Raw genomic sequence first — 25,703 nt, 5'->3', positions numbered from 1 at the left:
GGCCGAGGAGTCCTCAGCCACCGGCTTTTAGAATACTTGCTATACGTCTGCGGTTGCTTCGCCGACCTCAGGGGCAGCGACGGAACCACGGGCGTCGAGGTCACGCAGCTGGCCTTCGATGTAGGCCTTCAGGCGTGAGCGGTAATCGCGCTCGAAGCCACGGAGCTGCTCAACCTTGCGTTCAAGGACGGAGCGCTGCTGCTCGAGGGCACCGAGGATCTTGCGGGACTTCTCCTGGGCGTCGTTGACGAGGCTGGAGGCCTCGATCTGCGCCTCGGCGATGATCTTTTCTTTCTGCTGCGCACCGTCGGAGACGTGCTTGTCGTGCATCTGCTGTGCCATGGCAAGCAGTCCTGCAGCCGACTCGGCAGAGGGGGTGAGGCTGTTGTTCGCAGCAGGAGCCTTGGCGGCGGCAGCGGCGGCCTGGTCAGCTTCCTTCTTCTTGGCAGCCTCAGCGGCAGCCTTGGCTTCAGCTTCTGCCTTGGCCTCGGCTTCCTTGTCGACCTTGACCGGAGCCGGCACCTTCTCGACGACCGGAGCCGCAGTGGTTGCAGCAGGCACAGCCGAACCGGCCTCGGCGAGCTTCTTGCGAAGCTCGTCATTCTCCTGGTTCAAGCGGCGAAGTTCCACCACGATCTCGTCGAGGAAGTCATCGACCTCGTCCTGGTCGTAGCCTTCGCGGAACTTGGTCGGCTGAAAGCGCTTGTTGACAACGTCTTCTGGCGTCAAAGCCATCTGGTCACCTCGTTGGTCTAGTTAGTCAGTAGGCCTTCCGGCCGTTCAAAACTACGGTACCTAAATATCATCTGGTTCCTCCAATTCAACACCATCGTGTTGAATTGGAGAGAATTTGCGGCCTGTGGACCATCGGTGGTCCGGGGTTCCGCGGTGCAGCTAGGCCAGGCTGCTGGTCACGGCCATCGCAATGCTGACCGCAATGATCAGGATCAAAAAGCCCAAATCCAGCGAAATTCCGCCCATTTGCAGGGGCGGGATCAGCCGCCGAAGCCTCCTCAGGGGCGGGTCGGTTACGGAGTACACCACATGGGCTGTAACCAACGCCACACCCCGGGGCCGCCATTGTCGGGCGAACATCTGCACCCACTCGAAGATGAGCCGGATGATCAGGGCAATGAAGAACAGCAACAACACTATGTAGATAAGGCCGAAAACAATGCCCACGAGTTAGCTCAGATCTCCCACTTGTTCCGGAATGCCGATCGGTCCATAGTATGCAACGCCGATCGGTCCTTACTATTGCAACACAGATGCCAGGCAGGTAGACCCGCCTGGCATCCTTGAAAGACTCTTGTCAGCTTTGGTTGAAGAAGCTGGCCTGCGTTTCGCTGGCCTTCTTGTCATCTCCTATGACTTCGACATACGACGGCGACAGCAGGAAGACCTTGTTGGTCACCCGCTCAATGCTGCCATGCAGGCCAAAGACCAGTCCTGCGGAGAAGTCCACAAGGCGCTTCGCGTCCGCTTCGCCCATGTCGGTCACGTTCATGATGACGGGGATGCCATCCCTGAAACTTTCACCGATGACTTTGGCGTCGTTGTACGAGCGGGGATGGACGGTGGTGATCTGCCTCAGGCCCGAGGCATCTTCGCGGCTGGACGCCGCACGCTTAATGGGTGTCACAGGGGCGCGGTATTCCTCTTCGGCGTCAACAGTGGGCATTTCACGGACAACTTCCCGGACGGGAGCAGGCGCGCGGCGCTCTTCCCGTTCCTGTGCCTGGGGGCGTTCTTCGTCGGGGTGCGAGGCGGCTGCCTGCTCAGATTCGTAGTGTTCATCGCCGTCGGCGAGCCCAAGATAGATCATTGTCTTGCGCAGAGCGCCAGCCATGGTGCACTCCTATCGTTTCTGCAGTAGGCGGGCCGCCATGACTTGACACATCGGAACCCCGGCCCGTCATTCCAATACTTTGACGCTACCCCACGGCCGGACGGGAACCGAGAATATCGGAGCCAATTCTCAGGTGTGTCGCCCCGAACTTAATTGCGGCTTCCAAGTCCTGGCTCATGCCCGCGGACATGGCCGTCGCTTCGGGGTGGATCAAGGTGAGGGCGGCCGAAATCCCTGCGAGCTTTTCGAAGGCCGCCTCGGGATCGGCACCCAAGGGTGCTACGGCCATCAGGCCGGAGAGCTGCAGGCCGCCGGCTGATTGGATCTTTTCGGCGAGAACCTCGACGTCGGCCGGGCCGGCACCGCCACGGTGAGCACCGGCGTCGTCCTCCAGACTGACCTGGATGAAACAGTCGAGGTCCGCGCGGCCCGTACCATCCTGTTCGCGCGCCATGGCTTTGGCCAGCGCATCAACGAGTTGGACGCGGTCGATTGATTGGACGGACGACGCGTACTTGACAACCGACTTGGCCTTGTTGCTTTGGAGCTGCCCGATAAAGTGCCATCGGACATCAACGCCAGCCAGCTCACTTGATTTGGCAGCGGCTTCCTGGTCACGGTTTTCGCCGACATCCGCGACTCCCAGGGATGCCAGGCGCCGGACGTCCGCGGCGGGATGGAACTTGGTGACCACGATCAACCGCGGCGGATCGGTCCGATGGGCGGCCGCGGTTGCCGTTTCGATCCTGCCCGCCACGGCGGCCAGGCGTTCGGCCAGTTCCGCGGTACGAGGATCGTTATCAGAGCTAGTCATGCGTCCACACCAAACCTGCGAATCGACCGGTACGGTTGTCCCTCCGGTACGAGAAAAGATTGTCGTTTTCCAACGTGCACTCCCCCGAATACTCGACAGCCACGTTCGCCGCGGCCAATTGGGAGCGCACTCCTGCTGGAAGATCCAGGGCCGGGGTTCCCCATGACGTGGATGCCCACGCCGCTGGCACGTCAGCGGCCACGGTGGCCCGCAATTCTGCCGGCACCTCATAGCAGGAACCGCAGATGGACGGGCCCAGCCAGGCCCTGATGCTCGCAGCTCCCCGCCGGCGCATCTCCGCGACGGTCGCGGGGATAACGCCCGAGGCGACACCTGGACGCCCCGCGTGGGCTGCGGCAATGATGGGCTGGTTCCCGGAATCCACACCCACCAGGACCACAGGGACGCAGTCCGCAACCATCACCGCCAACGGTTGCGGTGCCGGGAGGGCGTAAGTCCCTCGGGAGACCATGGCATCCGCGGTGGGGCCCTGGCCATGGACCTCGATGAACTCCACGGTGTTTCCGTGGACCTGATCCATGTATTGGAAGCGCCCGGCCCCCAAGCCAACGGCTTGGTCGAGGCGGGCCCGCCGGTCCAGGACCTCACCGGAGTCATCCCCGACGTGGAGGGCCAGGTTCCCGGCGTCCCTGTCCGTAAAGGCTACGGAGACGCCGGGCAGGACTTCATTACGCCACCAAAACACCAGGTACTGACTCTCCGGACGCGGCTTTACTTCAGGAAGTCGGGAACGTCGAGGTCATCCGAGCGGCTGCCGGTGAGATCCGGTTCCACCACGGCAGGAAGGTCGACGTCGAAACCTGAGTCTGCGGGCAGGGCGGCGGGACGCTGCTGGCCCCAGTTGCCCAATCCTGCGGCACCGATGCCGGCCGTCGCGTGCTGCGGTGCAGCTGCGCTGGAGGGAGCGCTGTTCGGAGCAGCGGGACGCTCGGCGGGGACGGGGTTCTGGGCCGGGCGCGACTGGTCCATCGAAGGAGACGTTGCCTTGACGTCGTCGAAGCCTGCAGCAATGACAGTGACGCGGGCTTCGTCGCCCAGGGCGTCGTCAATGACGGCACCGAAGATGATGTTGGCCTCGGGGTGGGCCACTTCCTGGACCAGGCGGGCGGCCTCGTTGATTTCGAACAGGCCGAGGTCCGAGCCGCCCTGGATGGAGAGCAGGACGCCGTGGGCGCCGTCGATGGAAGCCTCCAGCAGCGGGGAAGCAATGGCCAGTTCCGCGGCCTTGACAGCACGGTCTTCGCCACGGGCGGAGCCGATACCCATGAGGGCTGAACCTGCGCCCTGCATCACGGACTTCACGTCGGCGAAGTCAAGGTTGATCAGGCCGGGCGTGGTGATGAGGTCGGTGATGCCCTGGACACCGGACAGCAGCACCTGGTCCGCGGAACGGAAAGCGTCCAGGACGGAGACGTTGCGATCGCTGATGGACAGGAGGCGATCGTTGGGGATCACGATCAGGGTGTCGACTTCATCGCGGAGGGCGTCGATGCCGGCCTCTGCAGAGCCCGCGCGACGACGGCCTTCGAAGGTGAACGGCCTGGTCACCACGCCAATGGTCAGCGCACCCAGGGAGCGGGCGATGCGCGCGACGACAGGGGCGCCACCGGTTCCGGTACCGCCGCCTTCGCCAGCGGTGACGAAGACCATGTCTGCACCCCGGAGAACTTCTTCGATCTCGTCGGCGTGGTCTTCTGCGGCCTGCTTGCCGACCTCAGGGTTTGCTCCGGCGCCGAGGCCACGGGTGAGTTCGCGTCCGACGTCAAGCTTGACGTCGGCGTCGCTCATGAGCAGCGCCTGCGCGTCGGTGTTGATGGCGATGAACTCGACGCCCCGAAGGCCCACCTCGATCATGCGGTTGACTGCGTTCACGCCACCGCCGCCGATGCCGACGACCTTGATGACGGCCAAGTAATTCTGCGGTGCTGCCACGTTTCGTGCCCCTTGCTTGTGTCCTATAGCGAAACTGATCGAGTCCAACTTGAATACTTGGACCTTAACCCTCTAGTTGAAGGTTATAGTTATGTCAAGTAACTCTACAGCGACGGTATTTCCTCTGGTTCCCACATGCAATGACCGCTTGCGCGTGTCGTGTCATTGCCGTGAAATAAGGCTGCCGCCGGCGCGAGTCTACTTTCCCTGTGCTGCTCTATTTGGTGAACGGATGCCGCGGGACACTGACGTCGTAAACGCTCACGGGTACCTTCGGGTCCGCAGGCATCTTCAACAGCGCTTCAAGTGCCTTCGCCTTCAGTTCCCTGTCCTCGGCATTGCCCCACACTACCGTCTTTCCGTCCACGAGTTTCAGTTCAACCGCATCCGGGGACGCGGCTGATGCTGTGGACATCCGGGCCAGGACGTCGGGAGGCAGTGTGTCCAAGACGGCGGCTATCGCCTTGAACAACTCCGTGTTGGTTGCGCCGGCGCCAGCGTCGATCAAGGGCAAAGCCACAGCGGCCTGGTCCTTGGTGGCACCCAGCTGCACGCCATCGACGTCGACCATCACATAGCTGTCACCCTGTTTCAACAAGGCCACAGGTACCCGTTCGTTGACGTGCACCAACAACTCCGACGGCGGCCGCGCCTCGATGGTGGCCGACCGGACCTGGATCAACGGCTTCAGGAGCTCGTTGACTTCCTGCTCGCTGACTTGCGGAAGCGGTTTGCCGTCCAGGCCTGACAGTGCTTTCCGGACGGCATCAGGTGTCAGGAGCGTGGTGCCGTCCACGGTGATGGTCCGAACGGCAAGGGCCGGGGAAAAGACCGCCGCCGCCATGAGCACGGCAACGAAGGCCACGACAAGCGAGACCGTCCACAGCACGAGTCTTCGCTTGCGTTTCCCCTTTGGTTCCGGAAACGCGATGACGTTATCCGACGTCTTTTGTTCAGGCTCGACGGACCGTTGGGCACTGATGACCCCGCCCGGGCCCTCGCTGCGCGGACCGCCGGCCTTGCCCACGGGCGAGTCCGCCCCGGGCTTGAACGTCGGTTTGCGGGTGCTAGCCACCCAGGGCTCCAACGATCGCTGGCCCGTAAGCCGTGACGTCGCCCGCCCCTACCGTCAGGACCACGTCGCCCTCAGCTGCCGCAGCAACCACTGCTTCCACGGCCTCGTTGGCCCCCACAAGGCGGCCGTTGGTCAAATGATCGGCGATCAATGCGCTGGTGACGCCCGGAACAGGGTCTTCGCGGGCTGGATAGATATCCAGGACCAGGGCTGTGTCAGCTGCGGCCAGTGCCTCTGCGAACTCGGTGGCGAATTCACGCGTCCGGGAAAACAGGTGCGGCTGGAAGAGGACGTGGACTTTGCTGCCTCCGGCTACGGAACGCGCGGCCGACAGGGCAGCGCGGACTTCCGTGGGGTGGTGCGCGTAGTCGTCATAGACCCGCACTCCCCTGCCTTCTCCTTTGAGCTCGAACCTTCGCGAGGCTCCTGTGAAATGCCCCAGCGCCGCTGCGGCAGTTTCGGGGCCCACGCCAAGTTCGACGGCGACCGCGAACGCGGCTGCCGCGTTCAGCGCGTTGTGCCGCCCCGGTACCTGGAGGTCCAGCGAGTGGGTATCGGCGCCGACCGCTACCGTCACGGCGCCCGGACCGTCGTCGTGAAGCCTGATGTCGGCGTCGTCCGCTGTTCCATATGTCAGCACGCGGGTCGCCCCCTTCGCGGCCGTGCGCTCCGCCAGGGCACGGGCACCGGCGTCATCGGCGCAAGCCAGCAGCACTCCATCGGCCGGCAGGAGCGCGGCAAAATTATCGAAGGAAGCGAACACGGCCTCGGGCGTGCCGTAATGGTCCAGATGGTCGGCTTCGACGTTGGTGACGACAGCAATGAGCGGGCGGTAATTCAGGAAGGAGCCATCCGACTCGTCGGCCTCCGCCACGAAGATATCCGAGGCTCCATGGGCGGCATTGACGCCCAGGGCCGGGACATTGGCGCCGATGGCGAATGAGGGGTCCATCCCCGCTTCCTTGAGAAGGACCGCGATCATGGAGGTGGTGGTGGACTTGCCATGCGTGCCGGCCACCGTGACCACGCGGTGCCCGGCCATGGTGGCTGCCAACGCCTCGGACCGGTGCAGGACAGGCAGTCCCGCGGCCCTCGCGGCGGCCAGTTCAGGGTTATCCGCGCGGATTGCCGAACCGGCCACGATGGTTTGGGCATCGCCCAGGTTCCCGGCGTCATAGCCCACTGCAATGCGGGCGCCCCCAGCGGAGAGGTCATGCATGACGGGCAGGTCCTTGGCGTCCGTGCCGCTGACGGGCACACCCCGCGCCACCATGATCCGGGCCACGGCGGACATACCCACGCCGCCGATGCCAATGAAGTGGACACGGCCAAGGGACTCGAGGGGGGCGATGCTGGTGGTCATGCGGATACCGCTTCCAAGACAAGATCAGCCATGCGCTGATCGGCGTTTCTGATACCAAGGGCCTCGGACTTGCGGGCCATGACGCTGAGCCGTGCTGGGTCCGACAGAAGCGGAATGAGTTCCGCTTCCAGCCACGCCGGACTCAGGTCCTTGTCGTCAACCAGGAGGGCTCCCCCGGCGTCCACCAAGGGAGCAGCATTCAAGGCCTGCTCTCCGTTCCCGATGGGCAATGGCACGAACACCGCGGGAACGCCCACGGCAGCCACTTCGCTCACCGTCCCGGCGCCCGCGCGGGCCAACAGGACATCGGCAGCGGCATAGACGTTCTCCATCCCGTCGACGTACTCCACTTGCCGGTAGCCGGGAGCGGCGAGGAGACCGCCGTCGTCGTCCAATACCGACTTGCCGTTGCCGGTGATGTGCAATGTCTGGATCCCGGCCGCAGCCAGTGCCGGCAAGGAGGCGGCGATGGAACCGTTGATGCTTTGGGCGCCGGATGATCCACCGGTAACAATCAACGTCGGTTGCACCGGGTCCAGACCCAACGACGCCTTGGCCGCAGGAGCTGCCTCGGCCCGGTTGAGTCCGGAGATGGCACGGCGCATGGGCATGCCTACGTGCCGTGCGCCCCGGAGGCGGGTCCCGGCGAAAGCGACAGCCACATGTTTGGTGAACCTCGCGCCCACCTTGTTGGCCAAGCCGGCCTTCATGTTGGCCTCGTGGATGACTATGGGGATCCCGAGTTTCCGGGCTGCCAGGTACATGGGTGTGCAAACGTAGCCGCCCACTCCCACCAGGACATCCGCGTCCGCATCAGTCAGGATGCGCCGGGCCTGCTTGATCGCGGCACCCATGCGCCCGGGAAGCCTCAGCAGGTCGGCGGAAGGACGCCGCGGAAACGGAACCCGGTCGATCGTTGACAGCTCGTAGCCGGCGGCCGGCACGAGCCGGGTTTCCATGCCCGACGGCGTACCGACAGTCATGATGGCGGCGTCGGGTCGCCTGTCCCTCAAGGCATCAGCGATAGCCAGCAGGGGGCTGATGTGCCCTGCCGTTCCGCCGCCGGCCAGGACAACGGACAGGGGCTTGCGGGCAGTAAGGGATTCAGAAGTCATGAAGTGCTAGGTACGCTTTCGTGCGGTTTTCGGAGAACGGCGCGGGAGGAAACGGGGCCGCTGCTGCGGCGGCAACTGGCTTCGGGCCAAGGACAAGACTACGCCCACGCCACATAGGGACATCACCAGCGCAGAACCACCGTACGAGATGAACGGCAATGGAACCCCGACGACGGGAAGCAGCTGGGTGACGACCGCCATGTTCATGCTTGCCTGGCCCAGGAGCCACACCATGATCCCGCCGGCCAGCGTGCGCTGGAACGGATCCGTCTGCCGGACCACGACGCGGAAGATGGCGATGCCAAGGATCGCGAAAAGGACCAGGACCACAATGGTGCCCACCAGGCCCAGTTCCTCGCCGATGATGGCGAAGATGAAGTCATTGTGTGCTTCGGGGAGCCAGTTGTACTTCTGCCGGCTTTGGCCGAGGCCCAGGCCGGTCCAACTTCCCTGTGCCAGGCCGTACATGCCGTTGGTGGATTGGAAGTCGAAATCGAAATCGGCCTTGCATGAGGCGGAGGCAGTACCAAGCCAGGAGGTGATACGACAGATCCGGTTCGCGCTGCTGACGGTCCCCAGGATGGCGCCCGCGACCCCGACTGCGCCGGCAATGGCAAGCATCTTGCCAGGGACGCCGGCGAAAAAGAGCCCCGCCGCGGTGATGGCAGCAATGACGATGACCGTACCAAGGTCATTTCCGAGCATCACCAGGGCGATCACCAGCCCTGCACCTGGAACGACTGGAATGATGACGTGCCACCAGCGGTGGAGGAGCTTCTGCTTGCGGGCCAGTACGGCGGCGATCCAGACGCAGAGCACCAGCTTGGCCGTCTCGGAGGGCTGGAGCGTCACGCCGCCGATATCGATCCAGTTCTTATTGCCGTTGACGCTGTTGCCCATGACCTGGACGAGCGCAAGGAGAACCACCACGGCGCCGAGTGCCCACCATGACAACCGTTTCATCCAGTTCACGTTTGTTCGCGAGATGACGTACATGGCCAAAGCACCCAGGACTCCGAACATGGCCTGCTTCAGGGCGTCCGCGTAGGGTGACTTGCCTTCGGAAATTGCCTCGACACTGGACGCGGAGAGGACCATCATGACGCCGATGGCCGTCAGTGCCAGGGCGCAACCAAGGATCAGGTAATAGGTGGAGCTGTTCGGGGCCCTGTCCTTGCCCTCGAGGCTGTCCCAAAAGTTGCGCAGGAGCCGGCGGAGCCCGGAAGGCTTCTTCGCCGACGCGGGCGACGCCTCGGGTTTCCCGTCCCGTGGCGCTCTGCCGCGGGTGCGGGTGGGCGTGCTGACCATTGTTACTCCTCGGTGGTCGGTGCCTGCCCTTCCACAAGCTCGCGAACTGCTTGGACGAAAGCGTCGCCACGGTGAGCGTAGGAAGAGAACTGATCCATGGATGCTGCCGCCGGTGCCATGAGCACGGTGTCGCCTGGCGCTGCAACAGCGGCAGCAGCAGCGACGGCTTGGGCCATGACAGCCTCGCCGTAGATAGGCGACGCGGCATTACCGGCTGCGGTCTCCACCCTTTCAGTGTCGCCCTTGGGCTGCACGATCACGGGGACATCCGCTGCGTGTCGCTGCAGGGAGCCTTCCAGTGCTTCAGTATCGGTACCTATCAGCACCACTGCCTTCAGGCGGCGTGCATGCTCTTTGACCAGGTCGTCATAGTTGACGCCCTTGGAGAGGCCGCCGGCAATCCACACGACGTTCTGGAAGGCCGAAAGTGCCGCAGAGGCAGCGTGCGGATTGGTGGCCTTTGAATCGTTGATCCAGAGGATGTCGTTGTGTTTGGCCACCAGCTGGATGCGGTGGGCGCCGGGCAGGTAGTTGGCCAGGCCCTGCTTCACGGCTGCGGGCTCAACCCCGTACGCGCGGACCAGCGCGGCGGCGGCCAAGGCGTTGGCCACCATGTGGCGCGGAGCCACCGGACCGAGATCGGACATGGCGGCGAGCTCGGCGGCGGAGTCCTTGCGTTCGGCAATGAAGGCACGGTCCACCAAGAGGCCGTCCACCACGCCCAGCATGCTGATCGACGGGGTGTTGGTGGTGAACCCGATGGCACGGCAGCCTTCTACGACATCCGCGTTCTCCACCATCCGCTCGGTTTCAATCTGGTCCGCGTTGTAGACGGCAGCTTTCTGGGTGTTCTCGTACACCTTCCCCTTATCAGCGAGGTACGAGGCATACGAACCATGCCAGTCCACGTGGTCTTCGGCCACGTTGAGGCAAACGCTCGCCACCGGTGACAGTGAGTGGCTCCAGTGCAGCTGGAAACTGGAGAGCTCGACTGCGAAGGCATCGTAGTCCACGGGATCCCTGAGGGCATCGAGGATCGGGGTGCCTACATTGCCGACGGCGATGGCCTTCAGTCCGGCTGCTTGAAGCATGGATTCCGTCATGCCAACAGTGGTCGTCTTGCCGTTGGTGCCGGTGATGGCGAGCCAATCGGCTGTTTTGTGACCCGCCCGGACCCGCAGGCGCCAGGCAAGCTCAACATCGCCCCACACGGCGATGTGCTTGCGCTTGGCCGCGGCCAGGAGGGCCTGGTCCGGCCGCCAGCCGGGCGACGTCACAACAAGCTCGGGAAGTGCTCCCTCGATCAGGGGAAGGGTGTTGACGGCTTCCTCGCCCAACAGCACGTCAACGGCACCCACGATTTTCAGGGTGTCGGCCTGGGCTTTTGCACGGCTTGTAGTGGCAGCATCAACCACCACCACTTTCGCGCCCAGCTCGATCAGGGTGTCGGCGGCTGAGAAGCCTGACACGCCAATCCCCGTGACCACTACGCGCAGGCCGCTCCAGTCGGCGTCCCAGCTGGTGAGTTCGGCCAGCCTGTCAGCGATTGAACCTTCGACTGACGCGATTGATTCCGGGCTTTCATTCACAGCAGTACCACCCATTCAGCGTAAAAAACTCCCAGGCCTGCGGCCACGAAGAGCCCGGCAAGGATCCAGAACCGGACCACTACGGTGACTTCAGCCCAGCCCTTCAATTCAAAGTGGTGCTGCAAGGGCGCCATCTTGAAGACACGCTTGCCGCCGCTGAGCTTGAAGAAGCCCACCTGGATGATCACGGACAAGGTGATCAGCACGAAGAGGCCGCCGATGAAGGCCAGCAGGAGCTCGGTACGGGAGAGAATGGCGAAGGCTGCAACGGCTCCGCCAATGGCCAGGGAGCCCGTGTCTCCCATGAAGATCTTTGCCGGTGACGTGTTCCACCAGAGGAAACCCACCAGCGCCGCGCTGAGAATGGCAGCCAGCAGGGCCAGGTCCATGGGGTCGCGGACCTGGTAACAGCCGCTTCCTGCCTCGCGCGGGGATCCACAAGCCTGGTTGCTTTGCCAGATTCCCATGATGGTGTAGGCGCCAAAGACCATGATGGATGCGCCCGCCGCCAGCCCGTCGAGGCCGTCGGTGAGGTTCACGCCGTTGGTGGCAGCGGTGATGATCAGGTTGGACCAGAGCACGAACAGGATGGCGCCAACCACGGTTCCACCGAAGGCAAGGTCCAGCCAGGGAATGTCACGCACCAGGGAGATCTGGGTCGAGGCAGGGCGGAGCCCGTTTTCGTTGGGGAACTGCAGGACCAGGATAGCGAAGATGATGCCGACGGCTGCCTGCAGGATCAGCTTGGCCCGGGCATTGAGTCCCAGGCTCCGCTTGTTGGAAATCTTTATGTAGTCATCGAGGAAGCCAACAAAGCCCATGCCGACCATCAGGAACAGCAGAAGCAGCCCGGAGGCGGACGGTCCGGGAGAGCGGGGATTCATCATCCACATGACCAGGTGGGTAGCAAAGTAACTGATGAGGACAGCAGCCACCACCACGGTCCCGCCCATGGTGGGTGTGCCGCGCTTGGTGTGGTGCGATGTCGGTCCGTCGTCGCGGATGAACTGGCCGTAGCTCTTGGCCACAAGGAACTTGATGAACAAGGGCGTCCCGATGAGGGCGACCAGGAGGGCGACGCCGGCGCCGATCAAAAGTGCAATCACAGCAGCTCGTTCCCTTCGCTTGCGGAAGCTTCGTCCGCGGTGTCTCCGGTGGGCTCGGCCCGTGGAGGTAATGCTATCCGATCACCCAAATGCCGCAGGCCCACCCCATTGGAGGACTTGAAGAGGACCAAGTCACCGGGTTTCAACTCGTTGCGCAGGAGCTCGTAGGCCTCCTCCACGGTTTCGGTGAATGAGCACTCGTCCCCCCAGGACCCTTCCTGGATCGCGGAGACGTAGAGGGCCCGGGCTTCCCGACCCACTACGACAAGCCTGGAAATGTTCAGGCGCACCACCTGGGTGCCCACGGCCGTATGCTCACGGATGGAGGCCTCCCCCAGCTCGAGCATGGCGCCCAGGACAGCCCAGGTTCTCCTGCCCTGTCCAAGGTCGGCGAGCGTCCGCAGGGCCGCGCGCATGGATTCGGGGTTGGCGTTATACGCGTCGTTGATGATGGTGACGCCGTCTTCGCGCTCTGTCCGTTCCATGCGCCAGCGGCTGGCCGCGGACTGCGAGCTGAGCGAGGAAGCGATGTCAGCGGCCGAAATTCCGGCCGCGAAAGCTGCGGCGGCTGCCGCCAACAAGTTGGTCACGTGATGGCCACCGATCAGCCGGCTGCGCACCTGAACGGCTGGGCCGCCGTCGGGAAGTATGAGGTCGAAGTCCGGGTAGCCCTGGTCATTGACAACCACGTTCCTGGCCTCCACCTCTTCGGTGGTGGCCGGTGAGGCAGTGAAACCCAGGACCTTGGCTTTCGTCCGTGAGCGCATGGCGGCGACGCGGCCGTCGTCGAGATTGATCACCGCGGTGCCATTCTCGCTGAGGGCCTCCACCATCTCGCCCTTGGCTTTGGCAATGTTTTCCACGCCGCCGAATTCACCAGCGTGAGCAGTGCCGACCACCAGGACAACGCCAATGTCAGGCTTGACCATGTCTGCCAAATACTTGATGTGGCCAATACCGGTGGCGCCCATTTCGATGACCAGGAATCGGGTGTTCTCATCAGCGGAGAAGACGGTCAGCGGTACCCCGACCTCGCCGTTGTAGGAACCCTGCGGCGCAACCGTGGGTCCCGCGGTGGACAGCACGCCCGCCAAGAGGTCCTTGGTGGTGGTCTTGCCCGCGGACCCGGTGATGCCGATGACCGTGGTTTCCTCTCCGCGCTGCTGCCTCGCTGCGCGAATCCGGCGGACGGCTTCAGCCGCCAAAGCGCCCATCGCAAGGACTGCGTCCTCGACCACGACGGCGGGAATCGGGTTCCCGTCCGGGCCGGCGACTTCGCGTTCGGCAAGGACAAGGACGGCGCCACGTTCGAAGGCAGCATCGACGAAGTCGTGGCCATCGGCGTGCTCGCCGGGCTTGGCAACGTACAGCGAACCCGGGGTTGCTTCCCGTGAATCAGTGACGACGGAGGTGGGCACGATGTCCGGAGCTCCGGTCAAGCGGCCATGGGTGATGTCGGCGATTTCCGCCGCAGTAAGTGCAATCATCTCGGTTTAGGACTCTATCCGCTGGTCTGTTGAAACGCTGAATCCCTTGGATGTCAAGGCGGCGCGCAACTCCACCCTGTCGTCCAGCGCCAGGTTCACTCCCTTGACTTCCTGCCAGACCTCGTGGCCCCGGCCGGCGATGAGGATCGTGTCTTCCGCTGTTGCCTTGTCGACGGCCAACCGGATGGCAGCATCCCTTGGGTAGGACTCGATGATTTCGCACGCCAGGCCCTCAGCGTCACGCGCCGCTACAGCGCCCTGCATGACGTCGGCGCGGATTGTCGCCGCATCTTCGTCGTGGGGATCGTCATCGCTGACAATCACTACATCGGCCAGGCGCGCCGCAATGGCGCCCATGGTGGGCCGCTTGCCTTGGTCCCGCTGGCCTGTGGCACCGAATACCACGATCACGCGCGATCCCTCCTTGGGCGAGCGAACCGCTTCCAAGGCCCGGGCAAGGGCATCAGGATTGTGGGCAAAATCAACAACGGAGGCCGGTGCGGTGGAGACGAGCTGCATGCGGCCGGGAACGTCCACGGTGAAAGGATCGTGCGAATCCAGGGCAGACTGAAGCTCCTTCACGTCGACGCCAGACTCCAGGACCATGATGGTGGCCAGTGCGGCGTTGGCCACATTGAAGCCGCCGGGCAGGCCGGTGTGGACGCGCAGGGCACGTCCGTCGGTGTGCCTGAGTTCGAATTCCGAGCCGAGTCCGCGTGCGGTGCTGGACGCTACGCTCCAGTCGGCGTCGGCGCCCTTGGCCGAGAGAGTGGTCACCGGAATATCGGCGGTGTCGGCCAGCTTGCGTCCCCAGGCGTCGTCAACCGTGACCACCGCGCGTCGGGCCCTGCCGCTGGTGAACAACTCGGCCTTGGTGCGGAAGTACTCTTCCATGCTTCCGTGCAGGTCCAAATGGTCCTGGGTGAGGTTGGTGAAGCCAGCTACTTCGAACATCACTCCGTCTACCCGGTGGTAGGCGATGGCATGCGATGAAACTTCCATTGAGGCGGCATCGAGCCCGCGTTCGCGCATCAGTGCAAGCAGCGCATGGACGTCCGTGGATTCGGGCGTGGTCAGGAGACTGGGGATGGGCTCTGCGCCGGCGACGATCTCGATGGTGCCAATAAGCCCGGGCTTCTTCCCGAGGGCACGCAACAGCGAATTAATGAAGTAGGTGGTGGTGGTTTTCCCGTTGGTTCCGGTGACACCGTACAGGGAGGGGAAACCACCCTCGGCGGGCTGGCTACGGTAGATCAGTGCGGCCAAGCGTCCGACGACGGTACGCGGCTGGTCGACGACCAGTACGGGCACTGGCTGCTCGCCGGCCAGGGCAAGCTGGCGCGCCCCGGCGTCGTCCGTCACCACAGCGACGGCGCCGCCGTCGATCGCCTGCGCCACGAAGTCGGCGCCGTGCCGCGAGGCACCCGGCAAGGCAACGTAGAGGTCCCCGGCCTCGACGGTCTTCGAATTGAGGGAAATACCGGTCACGCCGGCCTCACGGCTGGCGTCCGGGGCCGCAAGCCCGAGCGACTCAGCAATGGTGGCCAAGGATACCGCAGCAACGGACCCGGGCCGGAAGCCCGATCTGCCGGAATCCGGAGTGCTGGCTTGGACATCTGCCTGATTGTGCTCTGACACGTGGTTCTCCGTTGGTGCTCGTGGAACGACCGGCCGGGGGCCAGCGGCGCCCGGGCCGTTAGTGGTGGATCGATATTTGGCCGAAACAGACGCCCAAAAAGCTTACTTGACGAACTGGGGCAGCCGCGCGGGGGTGCCCGTTGACGGCGGCACGTTGTACGTCCGGAGGACCTGTGCCATGACGGAACGGAACACCGGCCCGTTGGTGATGCCGTAGATGCTTCCCTTAGGGCGCTGGAGCACCACTTCCACGATGAAACGGGGATCCTCCATGGGAGCCATACCCACCATGGAGGCCGTGTAACCATCGAAGCCGGGCAAACCGTCCTCACGGGGCGCCTGGGACGTTCCGGTCTTGGCACCGACGCGGTAACCGTCGATGGCCGCATCTTTGATCTGGCCCTCAGTCACGGCACTTTCCAGGATGTCCTGAACCTGTTTCGCCGTCTCTTTGGAAACGACCTGGCGGGGGTCCTTGGCGGGAACCTTGTGCTCTTCCCCACCGGGGGCAATGTAGCTGTCAATGAGCCTGGGCTGGAGCATGACGCCGTTGTTGGCGATGCTCTGGTATGCACGGACGGTCTGCAGCGTCGATTGCGACACGCCCTGCCCAAAGAGCACTGTGTACTGCTGGCGGTCATCCCACTGCTCCGGCTTGGCGAGGATGCCGGTCGCCTCGGCAGGGAGGCCAATGTCGGTCTGCTCCCCTACCCCGAACTTCTTGAGCCAGTCATAACGCTGCTCTTTGGTCAGGCGGCTGCCTGCCATCACGGTTCCGGTATTCATGGACCAGCCCAGGATGCCGGCCAATGTCCGCTCCTCGGTGCCGTGCTCGAACGCGTCAGTGAAGGTCTGGCCATCTATGGTGTACGACGGCGGAATAGTGAAATGGTCCAGCGGGTTGGACTTGCCCTCCTCGATCACAGCCGCGGCGGTGATCATTTTCTCCACAGAACCCGGCTCGTATGCGGCTGTCACAGAGCGCACGCCGCGGTCCTTGGCATCGACCTTGCCCGGATCATTCGGGTCGGGTGCATTGGTGTCGGCCAATGCGATGAGGTTGCCGGTCTTGGTGTCCATGACGATGATCACGCCCCACTCGGCGCTGAGCTTGTCGACCTGGTTCTGGATCGCTTGCTGGGCAAAGTACTGGATGTCGGTGTTGAGGGTCAGTTTGACGTCACTGCCATCCACGGCAGGGGTCAGCTCGTCAGTTGCCACCGGAATCCGGAGGCCATCTGCACCAATTTCAAAGACGCGCTTTCCCTCGGTGCCGCGCAGCACATCATCCTGTGTCTGTTCGATGCCGGCCTGACCGCTGGTGCCATCCTGCAGGAACCCTATGACTCCGCCGGCCACGCTGCCATTGGGATAAACCCGCTTGCTGACACCTTCTGCCACGATTCCAGGAATCAGGAGTTTGGAGATCCGGTCCTCGAGCTCCGGTTTGACGTCCTTGGCCACCACCGCATACTTTTTGTCGCCGGTCAGGGCATCACGGACTTTGCCCTCGTCGGCTCCCAGCAGGGCAGCCAGTTCGGAGATTCCCTGGTCCCGGGTGACGACGTCGAGTTCTTCGGTCTTCTCGTTATAGCGCTTGAACGAAGCCGTGTTGGTGTTCTGGACCTGGTCCACCACGATGTTGTAGCGAATCACGCTGCTGGCCAGGACCGTGCCTTTGGAGTCTACAATCTTGCCCCGTTCGGCGGGCAATACCTGGGGTGTCAGTCGGCTCGCAAGGGCGGCTTCGGCCATTCCGCCCACGTCAAGTCCCTGCACCATGAACAGCTTGCCGCCCACTACAAGCAACAGCGTCAGCATGATGCCAAGGCCAACACGCAGCCGCTTCCTTGCCGCCGGCGTCTTCGGTTTTTTCGATGTGCCGGGGTTCTGCGCCACGTGGATTCCTTGCTGCTGGCCTTAATTCAATGGACTGATGGGCTACTGCCCTGGTGCCTTCTGCTGCGGAGCAGGTACCGATCCCCCGTGCAGTTCCACCGGCGGGGTTGCTGCCGTCCCAGCCGCCGGAGCGGCAGGCGTGGGGGCCGGAGCGGCCGGTGTTACTGGCTTGAGGTTCTCCAGCGGGTCCTTGGTAGTCACCGACGGAACAACATCAAGCATTCCTGCCACCGCGGGAGGAGCGAGCTGCGCACCGGGCTTGTCCCCCTTAACCGCAGGAGTCGCCTTTCCCGTAACTGTCATGGTGTCCACATCGATCTGGCCTTTCGCCGTGGACGGTACCATTCCCAATTCTGCAGCCTTCGCGGCCAGATTCTGCGGAGCTTCGTAGTTCTGCTTCTTCTGTGTCAGATCCTGGTTTTCCTTGTTAAGGGACGCGGCTTCCGCTTTGAGCTGCACCAGTTGGTACTGCGCTGTAGACACTGAAATGTTGAGTACCAGGACGGTCAGCAGCGCAGCTGCCATGGCCACGAAGCACAGGACGACGAAGGGCGTCCTCCGCTTCCCGGGCGCACTGCGGACCAAGGAAAGCGGTGTGCGTGCCTTCCTCGGCGCATCCGGCTTTCCCGCGGGAACTGGCAATGCGCGTGCCGTGTTGCCCACTACGGAGGGCGATGTCTTCGCTGCGGCGCTGCTCATGCGTCTCTCCTTGGTTTGATACGCTCCACTGCCCTGAGGCGGGCAGATGCCGCACGCGGGTTTTCAGCGATTTCTGCTGCTGTAGGCACTTCCGTACCTTTGGTGATGGTCTTGAGTTCGGGTTTATGCTCTTCGAGCTCAACCGGGAAGCCGAGTGGTGCGGAGGACTTCGATCCGGACTGGAAGACAGATTTGACGATCTTGTCCTCCAGGGAGTGGTAGGACATCACCACGATCCGTCCGCCCATGGCCGTGGAAGCCACGGCAGCCGGTACCGCTCTCTCCAGGACGTCGAGTTCTTCGTTGACTTCGATCCTCAGGGCTTGGAACGTTCGCTTCGCGGGGTGTCCCCCACTTTTGGCAGCGGCGGCGGGTACGACGCTGCGTATTTGCTCCACCAGCTCCCCGGTCGTCGCAAAGGGCTTTTCGGCCCGCGCGTTGACGATCCTGTTGGCGATCCGGCCGGCAAACTTTTCCTCACCCCATTTGCGGATAATGCGCACCAGCTCGTCTTCGCTGTAGTTGTTCACCACATCCGCTGCTGTCTGGCCACGGCTGGTGTCCATCCGCATGTCCAGCGGAGCGTCATAGGAGTAGGCGAAACCGCGTTCACGCTCGTCCAGCTGCAGGGAGGAAACCCCCAGGTCCATGAGGATCCCGTGCACCTCCGGAATGCCGAGATCGGCGAGAACGTCCTCGATCTCGTCGTAGACGGCGTGGACAAGGTCTATCCTGTTCGAGAACGGTTCCAAGCGGGCCCCGGCGAGGGAGAGGGCCTCTTCGTCGCGATCGATGCCAACAAGGTGAAGATCGGGAAAGCGCTGGAGCATCGCCTCGGAGTGGCCACCCATGCCGAGCGTGGCGTCGATGGCAACCGGCGTCCTGCCCAGCTTCCTCGCGGCTTCGAAACCAGGGGCCAGCAGGTTGATGCAGCGGTCTTTCAGGACGGGCACGTGGCGCTCCGATGTGGGCTTTGCCGCGTCCTGCTCTTCCACGCTGCCTCCTCTTTCCTTAGTGCTTGCACGCTGATTCTTGAATCGGATCCCCATCCGCGCCTATTGTCCTGCCGGCCTGGCTCAGGGGAAGTTGAGCCAGGAAGACTGTCCAATGGGCGGCTGGAGATCCCATCCAAGAAGCGGGATCCCTGCTCACTCAGCCCGGTTAGAAGAACCCGGGCAGATTGTCGTCATCCGTTTCCGAGAAGGCAGCTTCCTTCTCGTTGAGGTACTCATTCCAAGCTTCTGCATCCCAGATCTCCGCACGGGTACCGGCACCAATCACTGCCAGTTCCCGACCGAGGCCGGCATACGTCCGGAGCGCCGGCGGAATCGTCACGCGCCCCTGCTTGTCTGGTACTTCGTCCGAGGCCCCAGACAGAAAAACCCTGATGTAGTCGCGAGCCTGCTTGGAGGACAGTGGCGCCTCCCGCATCGACTCGTGAATGCGCTCAAATTCCTTCTGGCTGAAGACGTAGATGCAGCGCTCCTGGCCCCTGGTGAGGACCAGTCCCTCGGCAAGCTCCTCACGGAACTTGGCGGGAAGAATGATTCGGCCCTTTTCGTCGAGACGTGGTGAGTGAGTGCCCAAGAACACTGGCCCCACCGCCCCTCAGTCAAGGTGCCCGCACATGCCCAACACTGCCACTACCCTCTTATGTTCTCCACTTTACTCCACAACGCCCCACAGTCAACGCACGTTTGGACGTTTCTCCACCACTTTGAAATTCGAGCGGCCAATAAACCCGCGGATTTTGGGGAAGGGAGCACAGTGGAGGGCTGCGGGAGACTTGTCCCGGGCCGCGGCAGCCCGGGGGCACGCACAGGCGCCCCAACAGAGGGAATGGCGCTGAATGATGGGCCGGGTGGTGGGAAGTGGAGTGCCGCAGCTGGAGCCAGGGAATGCCCTGACCGGCATAAGCCGTGGGCAAGCGGGCGAAGACGCAAAGGGCCGGTTAAACGCGGAAAGACCCGCAGGGCGGGTCTTTCGTTATCCCCTGGCGGTAGTCAGGAGATGCATAAATCACTTGCTGAGGGCCTTCGCCGGCCGAAGGGAGCCGGAGTTCAGTTGTCGTCGCGGCGGCGTTCGTCCCAGCGTTCTTCGAGGCTGCTCATGAACGTGCTCTTGGGCTTGGCCTTTCCTGACCTTGCCTTGCCGCCTTTACCGAAGGCCGAACCGCGCAACGTGGCGAAGTACACCCCGGCGCCCATGACGACGAACCCCAGGACGCCTATGGGAATGGCTTGGATGGACACCCCAACCAGCAGGAGGAGGATACCTGCGATAGCGCCGAGCACACCGATGATCACATGCCGGGTTGACCAGCTGCGTATGGGATCCGAGCCCATCGTGTTGGCAAACTTCGGATCGTCCTCATGAAGTTGCTTCTCCAGTTGCTCAAGCAGCTTCTGTTCGTGCTCCGAGAGGGGCATCGCGACCTCCTTTAGTCAGCCAGCGTCTGGACATAACGCGTCCTGTGCGTCTGTTTCCAAAACGATCGGACCAGGGGAATCGTTCCCAAAATACTCTCTGGGTTCAGCGGGCATTCGGGGACCGACTGTTGAGGAAACAGTTTGTCCAGACGATCTAAATCTCTGTAATAAATAGGATAGTTTGTCGGACGCCGATCTGAAAGACACGCACCAGGTGAGCAAGGCGCCCTCCCGGGGATCAGGTCCCTGCTGGGGGCTTACCGGGTTCCAAAAGCCGGGCAGGCAGCAAAGTCCTGGAACCAAAGCGTTCAGACACACGGTCCAGGGCCTGCTCCGCAGCACGCCAGTTATCGTCCCTGCGGTCAAGGCTCAACTGCATGGACGTCTGCCCGGCCGGCTCCAGTTGCTCAGCCCGTACCCCTACCAGGCGGACGCTCATGGATCGCGACCCCAAGGACTCCAGCAGCTGCACCGCGACCTGGTAGATCAACTGGGCGCTGTCCACGGGAGTCTGCACAGTCCTGCTCCGCGAAACAGTGGAGAAATCGGAGTAACGAAGTTTGAGGGCAATGGTCCTCGCGAGCATGCCGGAGCTGCGAAGCCGCGAAGCCGTCCTATGGGACAGCCGCAGCAACTCCCGGTGCAGTAACGCGTTATCTCCCGTGTCCACTGCAAACGTTTCCTCGGCGCCGATGCTCTTTTCGAGCCTTGTCGGGGTTACCGGACGGGGGTCTATTCCCATGGAGAGCCGGTGGACATGCTCACCACTGGCCCCAAGCACCTTCTTTAAGGATGCGGGCGGCGTCGCGGCGACATCAGCAACGGTCCGGATACCCAGCCGGGCCAGTACCTCTCCGGTCTTCCCACCCACACCCCACAAGGCATTGACGGGCAGGCTGTGCAGGTAGGGAACCGTGTCGTCGGCATCGATTTGCAGGATCCCGTCCGGCTTGCAGCGCGTTGAGGCGATCTTGGCCACGAACTTGGAGGCAGCAATGCCCACTGAGGCGGTAATCCCCAGCTCCGATTCGACCCTGCGGCGGATCAGGTGCCCGATCTCAAGCGGCGTTCCCAGCCGCCTGATGGCACCACCCACGTCAAGGAATGCCTCGTCGACGCTCAGGGGCTCCACCAGCTCAGTGATCGAGGCGAAGATCTCCATCAATTGTGCCGAGACCTCGTAGTAGACCTTGTGCCGGGGATTGATAATGACTGCCGAAGGGCACCGCCTCATGGCGATGGACATGGGCATCGCGGATTTCACGCCAGTCGCCCGGGCCTCATACGAGGCGGACAGGACCACCGAACGTTCAGCCGGGAAACCAACGATCACCGGCTTGCCCCGAAGCTCCGGGCGGCTGCGAAGTTCCACCGAGACAAAAAAGGCATCCATGTCCACATGAAGTATGCTGGTTCGCCTCAGTTCCCGCAGGGCATCTCCAGCGCTGCGGGCGGATCCGTCGCCGGCACCTTGGGCGCTACCGAATGCTTCCTGCCTCACAACGGCAATACTATGCCCGCCCACTGACTAAACTGGAGGCACAATCCGGCTCAGCCCCAGGAAGGATACCCTGTGAAGCTCTTTGGAACTCCTCAAACGCGAGGGTTTGCCCTGCTCGCAGTAAGTGTCGCAGTGGCGGCCTCAGCCTGCACACCGTCGACCGGGGGTTCAGCAGCTCCATCCCCAAGCGACGCGGCTTCGGCGTCGTCCTCGTCCTCATCGAGCGCCGCGCCGACTCCGTCCGGCTCCGCCACCTCCTCAGCCACAGCATCCCCGGGCACAACCGCTCCGGCTCCCGATGCGACCGCCACGGTGAATGCCTTGGTCCCCGGCTTCCCGCAGCAACTGATTCCAGTCATGCCCAACACGTCGGTCCGCTCAAGCAGCGTGGACAAAAAGGACGCCCTGACCAACGTGGCCCTCGTCGGCACTGTTAAAGCGCCTCCTGAAGGGGTGGTGGACTACTACAAGTCCTCACTTGAAGCCCAGGGATTCAAGCTGGTTCCCGGCCCCGAAGCCGTGGGCAATGTCACCTCCCTTGACTTCATCCGGGGCGACGGGGAGACCGTCAACGTCTCAATCCGGCAGAAGGAGGGTGTTTCCACCTTCACCATCGGAGCCAATGTGGCAGCAGGATCCGTCAAGTGACGGTTTCCGCCCAGGTGTCCTCCGAACAAACAGAGTTCGTCAGTGCCGTTGCCGGGAAACTCAACGGCTTCCTTTCGGGCCAGCAGGACCTCATGGCCGGTGTCTCGGCCGACGTCGCACCACTCATCGGTTCCATTTCCCAGCTGGTCACCGGAGGAAAGCGCCTGAGGGCGCTGATGTGCTACTGGGGTTGGCGGGGCGCGGGCGGCGGCGCCGGCGATCCTGACATCGTCATGGCCGGGTGCGCCCTTGAACTGTTCCAGGCCGCAGCGCTGATCCACGACGACATCATCGACCGTTCCGACACGCGGCGGGGCGGGCCAAGCGTCCATAAGAGATTCAGCCAACTCCATGAGGCCCAGGGGTGGGCCCTGGACAGCGGGCGATTCGGCGACGCCGCGGCCATCCTGACCGGGGATCTCTGCCTGTCCTTCAGTGAGGAGTCGTTCACCGGTATCGGGACACGTGCGGCGTCCGGCACCCCGGCCCGCGGGATCTTCAACGTCATGCGCGCAGAGGTGATGGCCGGCCAGTACCTGGACATCCTTGAAGAAGTGGCCGGACCCGTCCGCGACCGCGTGGGATCCGTGGACCGGGCCAAGTCGATCATCCGGTACAAGTCTGCGAAGTACTCCACCGAACATCCCCTTGCCCTGGGCGGGGCATTGGCGGGAGCCCCGGCGGAGCTCCTGCGGGCCTACTCGGAGTTCTCCTTGCCGCTTGGCGAGGCCTTCCAGATGCGGGACGACGTCCTAGGAGTTTTCGGCGATCCTGAAACCACCGGTAAACCAGCAGGGGACGACCTCCGCGAAGGAAAAAGGACCGTCCTTGTAGGTTTCGCCATCAACCAGGCTGGGCCAGCCGAAGCCGATTACCTTGACCGCACCTTAGGCAATCCCGGGCTCGGAGCGGAAGAAGTGGAAGCGATCAGGCGAATCATTATCGAAAGTGGCGCGCTCGAGGCTACGGAGGCGCTCATTGCCGAACTCAGCTCGCAGGCCTTTGCAGCCCTGGAGCGATTGCCCCTTCAGGAAGTTCCGCTGATGGCGCTCAGCCAGCTTGCCGAAGCAGCTGTGAGCCGCGCGGCCTGACCGCCGGCGCACGTTGCCGCCGCAGGGTCAGCCGGCCCCACAAAACATGACGCGTACGACGACGGTGGAGACCGTCGTCGTACGCGTTTAAGTGTGTTTTACCCCAGGACGCGGCTTTACCAGGCCAGTGACTGGGCGCGGCGCCTGATCTCGGTCTTGCGCCCTTCCCGCAAGGCGTCTATGGGCCGTCCCTGCAGCGACTCGTCAGGGGTGAACAGCCAGACAATCAGCTCTTCGTCGGTATATCCGGCGTCGCTGAGAACCGCGACCGTCCCCTTCAGGCTGTCAACGACGTGACCGTCCTGAATAAACAGGGCCGGGATCGAACGGACATTCCGTTCTCCCCGCCTGATGGCAACTATGGCGCGCTCATCCAGAAGTCCGTGGACCTTGGTGATGGAAACTTCCAGCAGTTCGGCGACATCCGGCAAGGGCAGCCAGTCGGAAACAAGGCTTTCTACATTACTCACGGAACAAGGTTGCCACGCCGCCCCGCCCCTCGCCTAGCCGGAGGACGACGACGATACCGGCCGGTGCGGTGAACGCCCCCAATTCTGTCGGATAAATCGGGAAGCATAATCCATTACGTCCCGAATTGTTGTGCCGATGAAATAAGTGTGAGAGATTCACACTGATCACTCTTGCACCATTGATAACATCAGTAACATTGGTAACACTGACAACAGCGCAAACAATCGCCCCGCTGTTGAGATGAGGACACTTTCATGACGACGCCCCGCTCGCCGAAACGAACCATGAGCATGCCGGTCATTGCGGCAACCACGGCTGCGCTTCCCGCCGTGGTCTTGTCCTCATTGGCCTTGGCGCAACCTTCCATTGCGGCGCCTGCCCCGCAGCAGCCCCGGAAGATTCCGGCCACCCTTGCGGCAGCCATGAAGGCCCAGGCAGCCAACACCGGCACCGTGATACCGGCCCAGGCCGTCGCGGCTACGCTTCCCGCGACCCTCCGCCCGATGGCCCCGTCGGTACCGGACACCTACACCATCGTCCGCGGCGACACCATCAGCGCAATTGCCCGCCGGTTCAACCTGGACACAAACGCGGTGCTTGAACTGAACAAGCTCACGGCAACCACGCTGATCTTCCCCGGGCAGACCATCAAGCTCACCGGGACAGCTTCGGCCGCCCCGGCGCAGCCTTCGGCGCCGGCAGCCCCCAGCACGCCCAGCACCCCGGGGAACGGCGCCGTTTACACGGTGGTCTCCGGCGACACCCTGAGTGCGATCGCTGCCAAGCACGGCGTGCCCTTGTCCAGCATCTTCAGCTGGAACAACCTCAGCGGCAGCTCCATCATTTACCCGGGACAGAAGATCAAGGTCAGTGGCGGGTCCGCTCCCGCTGCGCCCACAGCGCCTTCGGCCCCCGCAACGCCGGCGCCGGCACCCACCACCAGCGCAGGTTCGTACATCATCAAGGCCGGCGACACGCTCAGCTCCATCGCCTCACGGAATGGCGTTTCCCTGGCTGCGTTGATGAGTGCCAACAACGTCACGGCCACCACCGTGATCTATCCCGGCCAGAAACTCACCATTCCCGGCGCGGGCACCAGCCTCCAGCCCGCGGGTGAGACCAAGCCGCTGGTTCCCAGCACCTTCCTTGGTTTCACCTACCCTCCGGCGGTCGTCAGTTCCGCCAACGAGAACAAGGCGCTCCTGAACGCCTCCCCGGTGCCCACCCGCGCCGAAATGAAGGGCATTGTGGCCGACACCGCGCGGCGTATGGGTGTGAGCCCGTCCTTGGCCCTGGCCTTCGCCGAGCAGGAGTCAGGCTTTGACCAGCGGGCCGTATCACCGGCCAACGCGATCGGCACCATGCAGGTCATCCCCTCCTCAGGGCAGTGGGCCTCCGACCTGGTGGGCCGGAAACTTAACCTCCTCGATCCGTATGACAACGCCACGGCCGGCGTTGCCATCATTCGGGCGCTCATTGCGACGAGCAAGGATCTGGACAACGCAATCGCGGGTTACTACCAAGGCCAATACTCGGTCAGCAAGTACGGAATGTACGACGACACCAAGCGCTACGTCGAGTCGATCAAGGCCCGCCAGCGCACCTTCGGCTAGGTCTTTCCCAGCACCTCGGAAGGGGCCCGCATCCTGCGTGGATTCGGGCCCCTTC

The 25,703-nt window shown here is 63.3% G+C and carries 25 protein-coding genes; 3 read left to right on the top strand and 22 right to left on the bottom strand.

Annotated features, from left to right (window positions below):
• Positions 1-39: 39 nt before the first annotated feature.
• From NEK97_RS19265 to NEK97_RS19165, 21 genes are all read right to left on the bottom strand, one after another.
• Positions 40-735 carry a DivIVA domain-containing protein gene (locus tag NEK97_RS19265; RefSeq protein WP_235520443.1) on the bottom strand — a complete coding sequence of 232 codons (696 nt, stop codon included), beginning with the start codon at positions 733-735 and terminating at the stop codon, positions 40-42.
• Positions 736-894: 159 nt separating this feature from the next.
• Entirely contained in the window at positions 895-1,182 is a 288-nt protein-coding gene (locus NEK97_RS19260; RefSeq protein ID WP_235520442.1) for a YggT family protein, read from the bottom strand.
• 130 nt (positions 1,183-1,312) lie between these two features.
• A complete protein-coding gene (locus tag NEK97_RS19255) occupies positions 1,313-1,849 on the bottom strand; it encodes a cell division protein SepF (protein WP_235520441.1) in 537 nt (178 codons plus the stop codon).
• Between the two features lie 85 nt (positions 1,850-1,934).
• Positions 1,935-2,663 carry a YggS family pyridoxal phosphate-dependent enzyme gene (locus tag NEK97_RS19250; protein ID WP_257371326.1) on the bottom strand — a complete coding sequence of 243 codons (729 nt, stop codon included), beginning with the start codon at positions 2,661-2,663 and terminating at the stop codon, positions 1,935-1,937.
• Complete coding sequence (locus NEK97_RS19245; protein ID WP_257371325.1) at positions 2,656-3,369, bottom strand: polyphenol oxidase family protein; 714 nt, start codon at positions 3,367-3,369, stop codon at positions 2,656-2,658. Before NEK97_RS19245 ends, NEK97_RS19250 begins: the two co-directional genes overlap by 8 nt.
• A 26-nt stretch (positions 3,370-3,395) precedes the next feature.
• Positions 3,396-4,616 carry a cell division protein FtsZ gene (gene ftsZ / locus NEK97_RS19240; RefSeq protein WP_235520438.1) on the bottom strand — a complete coding sequence of 407 codons (1,221 nt, stop codon included), beginning with the start codon at positions 4,614-4,616 and terminating at the stop codon, positions 3,396-3,398.
• Between the two features lie 217 nt (positions 4,617-4,833).
• The gene (locus NEK97_RS19235) at positions 4,834-5,691 is read right to left on the bottom strand and encodes an FtsQ-type POTRA domain-containing protein (RefSeq protein ID WP_257371324.1); all 858 of its coding nucleotides are present in this window, start codon (positions 5,689-5,691) and stop codon (positions 4,834-4,836) included.
• Positions 5,684-7,054 carry a UDP-N-acetylmuramate--L-alanine ligase gene (murC, locus tag NEK97_RS19230; RefSeq protein ID WP_257371323.1) on the bottom strand — a complete coding sequence of 457 codons (1,371 nt, stop codon included), beginning with the start codon at positions 7,052-7,054 and terminating at the stop codon, positions 5,684-5,686. The genes NEK97_RS19235 and murC overlap by 8 nt, the downstream gene beginning before the upstream one ends.
• Positions 7,051-8,169 (bottom strand): undecaprenyldiphospho-muramoylpentapeptide beta-N-acetylglucosaminyltransferase, encoded by a 1,119-nt coding sequence (gene murG, locus NEK97_RS19225; RefSeq protein WP_257371322.1) that lies wholly within the window; start codon positions 8,167-8,169, stop codon positions 7,051-7,053. Before murG ends, murC begins: the two co-directional genes overlap by 4 nt.
• 6 nt (positions 8,170-8,175) lie before the next feature.
• Positions 8,176-9,477: a putative lipid II flippase FtsW gene (gene ftsW, locus NEK97_RS19220; protein ID WP_257371321.1), complete on the bottom strand. Its 1,302-nt coding sequence runs from the start codon at positions 9,475-9,477 to the stop codon at positions 8,176-8,178.
• A gap of 2 nt (positions 9,478-9,479) precedes the next feature.
• A complete protein-coding gene (murD, locus tag NEK97_RS19215) occupies positions 9,480-11,081 on the bottom strand; it encodes a UDP-N-acetylmuramoyl-L-alanine--D-glutamate ligase (RefSeq protein ID WP_257371320.1) in 1,602 nt (533 codons plus the stop codon).
• The gene (gene mraY / locus NEK97_RS19210; protein WP_211711319.1) at positions 11,063-12,172 is read right to left on the bottom strand and encodes a phospho-N-acetylmuramoyl-pentapeptide-transferase; all 1,110 of its coding nucleotides are present in this window, start codon (positions 12,170-12,172) and stop codon (positions 11,063-11,065) included. Before mraY ends, murD begins: the two co-directional genes overlap by 19 nt.
• Entirely contained in the window at positions 12,169-13,659 is a 1,491-nt protein-coding gene (gene murF, locus NEK97_RS19205) for a UDP-N-acetylmuramoyl-tripeptide--D-alanyl-D-alanine ligase (RefSeq protein ID WP_257371319.1), read from the bottom strand. Before murF ends, mraY begins: the two co-directional genes overlap by 4 nt.
• 6 nt (positions 13,660-13,665) lie before the next feature.
• Entirely contained in the window at positions 13,666-15,297 is a 1,632-nt protein-coding gene (locus NEK97_RS19200; protein ID WP_257371318.1) for a UDP-N-acetylmuramoyl-L-alanyl-D-glutamate--2,6-diaminopimelate ligase, read from the bottom strand.
• Positions 15,298-15,399: 102 nt separating this feature from the next.
• Positions 15,400-17,196 carry a penicillin-binding protein 2 gene (locus tag NEK97_RS19195; protein WP_235520429.1) on the bottom strand — a complete coding sequence of 599 codons (1,797 nt, stop codon included), beginning with the start codon at positions 17,194-17,196 and terminating at the stop codon, positions 15,400-15,402.
• 42 nt (positions 17,197-17,238) lie between these two features.
• Complete coding sequence (locus NEK97_RS19190; protein WP_235520428.1) at positions 17,239-17,895, bottom strand: hypothetical protein; 657 nt, start codon at positions 17,893-17,895, stop codon at positions 17,239-17,241.
• Positions 17,892-18,890 (bottom strand): 16S rRNA (cytosine(1402)-N(4))-methyltransferase RsmH, encoded by a 999-nt coding sequence (rsmH, locus tag NEK97_RS19185; protein ID WP_257371317.1) that lies wholly within the window; start codon positions 18,888-18,890, stop codon positions 17,892-17,894. Before rsmH ends, NEK97_RS19190 begins: the two co-directional genes overlap by 4 nt.
• A gap of 166 nt (positions 18,891-19,056) precedes the next feature.
• Entirely contained in the window at positions 19,057-19,488 is a 432-nt protein-coding gene (mraZ, locus tag NEK97_RS19180) for a division/cell wall cluster transcriptional repressor MraZ (RefSeq protein WP_211711325.1), read from the bottom strand.
• 467 nt (positions 19,489-19,955) lie between these two features.
• A complete protein-coding gene (locus NEK97_RS19175; RefSeq protein WP_257371316.1) occupies positions 19,956-20,324 on the bottom strand; it encodes a DUF3040 domain-containing protein in 369 nt (122 codons plus the stop codon).
• Between the two features lie 238 nt (positions 20,325-20,562).
• Positions 20,563-21,825, bottom strand: coding sequence for a DNA polymerase IV (gene dinB / locus NEK97_RS19170; RefSeq protein WP_257371315.1), 1,263 nt, complete (start codon positions 21,823-21,825; stop codon positions 20,563-20,565).
• Positions 21,826-21,917: 92 nt separating this feature from the next.
• Positions 21,918-22,184, bottom strand: a complete 267-nt coding sequence (locus NEK97_RS19165; RefSeq protein ID WP_257371314.1) for a hypothetical protein — start codon at positions 22,182-22,184, stop codon at positions 21,918-21,920.
• Here NEK97_RS19165 and NEK97_RS19160 point away from each other — a divergent pair.
• Both NEK97_RS19160 and NEK97_RS19155 read left to right on the top strand, forming a co-directional pair.
• Entirely contained in the window at positions 22,183-22,473 is a 291-nt protein-coding gene (locus NEK97_RS19160; RefSeq protein WP_257371313.1) for a hypothetical protein, read from the top strand. The genes NEK97_RS19165 and NEK97_RS19160 overlap by 2 nt on opposite strands.
• Positions 22,470-23,564: a polyprenyl synthetase family protein gene (locus NEK97_RS19155; RefSeq protein ID WP_257371312.1), complete on the top strand. Its 1,095-nt coding sequence runs from the start codon at positions 22,470-22,472 to the stop codon at positions 23,562-23,564. The genes NEK97_RS19160 and NEK97_RS19155 overlap by 4 nt, the downstream gene beginning before the upstream one ends.
• A gap of 116 nt (positions 23,565-23,680) precedes the next feature.
• Here NEK97_RS19155 and NEK97_RS19150 read toward each other — a convergent pair whose 3' ends face one another.
• Complete coding sequence (locus tag NEK97_RS19150) at positions 23,681-24,034, bottom strand: Rv2175c family DNA-binding protein (RefSeq protein ID WP_257371311.1); 354 nt, start codon at positions 24,032-24,034, stop codon at positions 23,681-23,683.
• 255 nt (positions 24,035-24,289) lie between these two features.
• Here NEK97_RS19150 and NEK97_RS19145 point away from each other — a divergent pair, with 255 nt between their 5' ends.
• Entirely contained in the window at positions 24,290-25,648 is a 1,359-nt protein-coding gene (locus NEK97_RS19145) for a lytic transglycosylase domain-containing protein (RefSeq protein ID WP_257371310.1), read from the top strand.
• The last annotated feature ends 55 nt before the right edge of the window (positions 25,649-25,703 follow it).

The organism is Paenarthrobacter sp. UW852 (assembly GCF_024608385.1).
Lineage (GTDB): Bacteria > Actinomycetota > Actinomycetes > Actinomycetales > Micrococcaceae > Arthrobacter.
The sequence above is the reverse complement of the archived record's forward strand: the minus strand, read 5'-3'. Positions and strand labels throughout refer to the sequence as shown.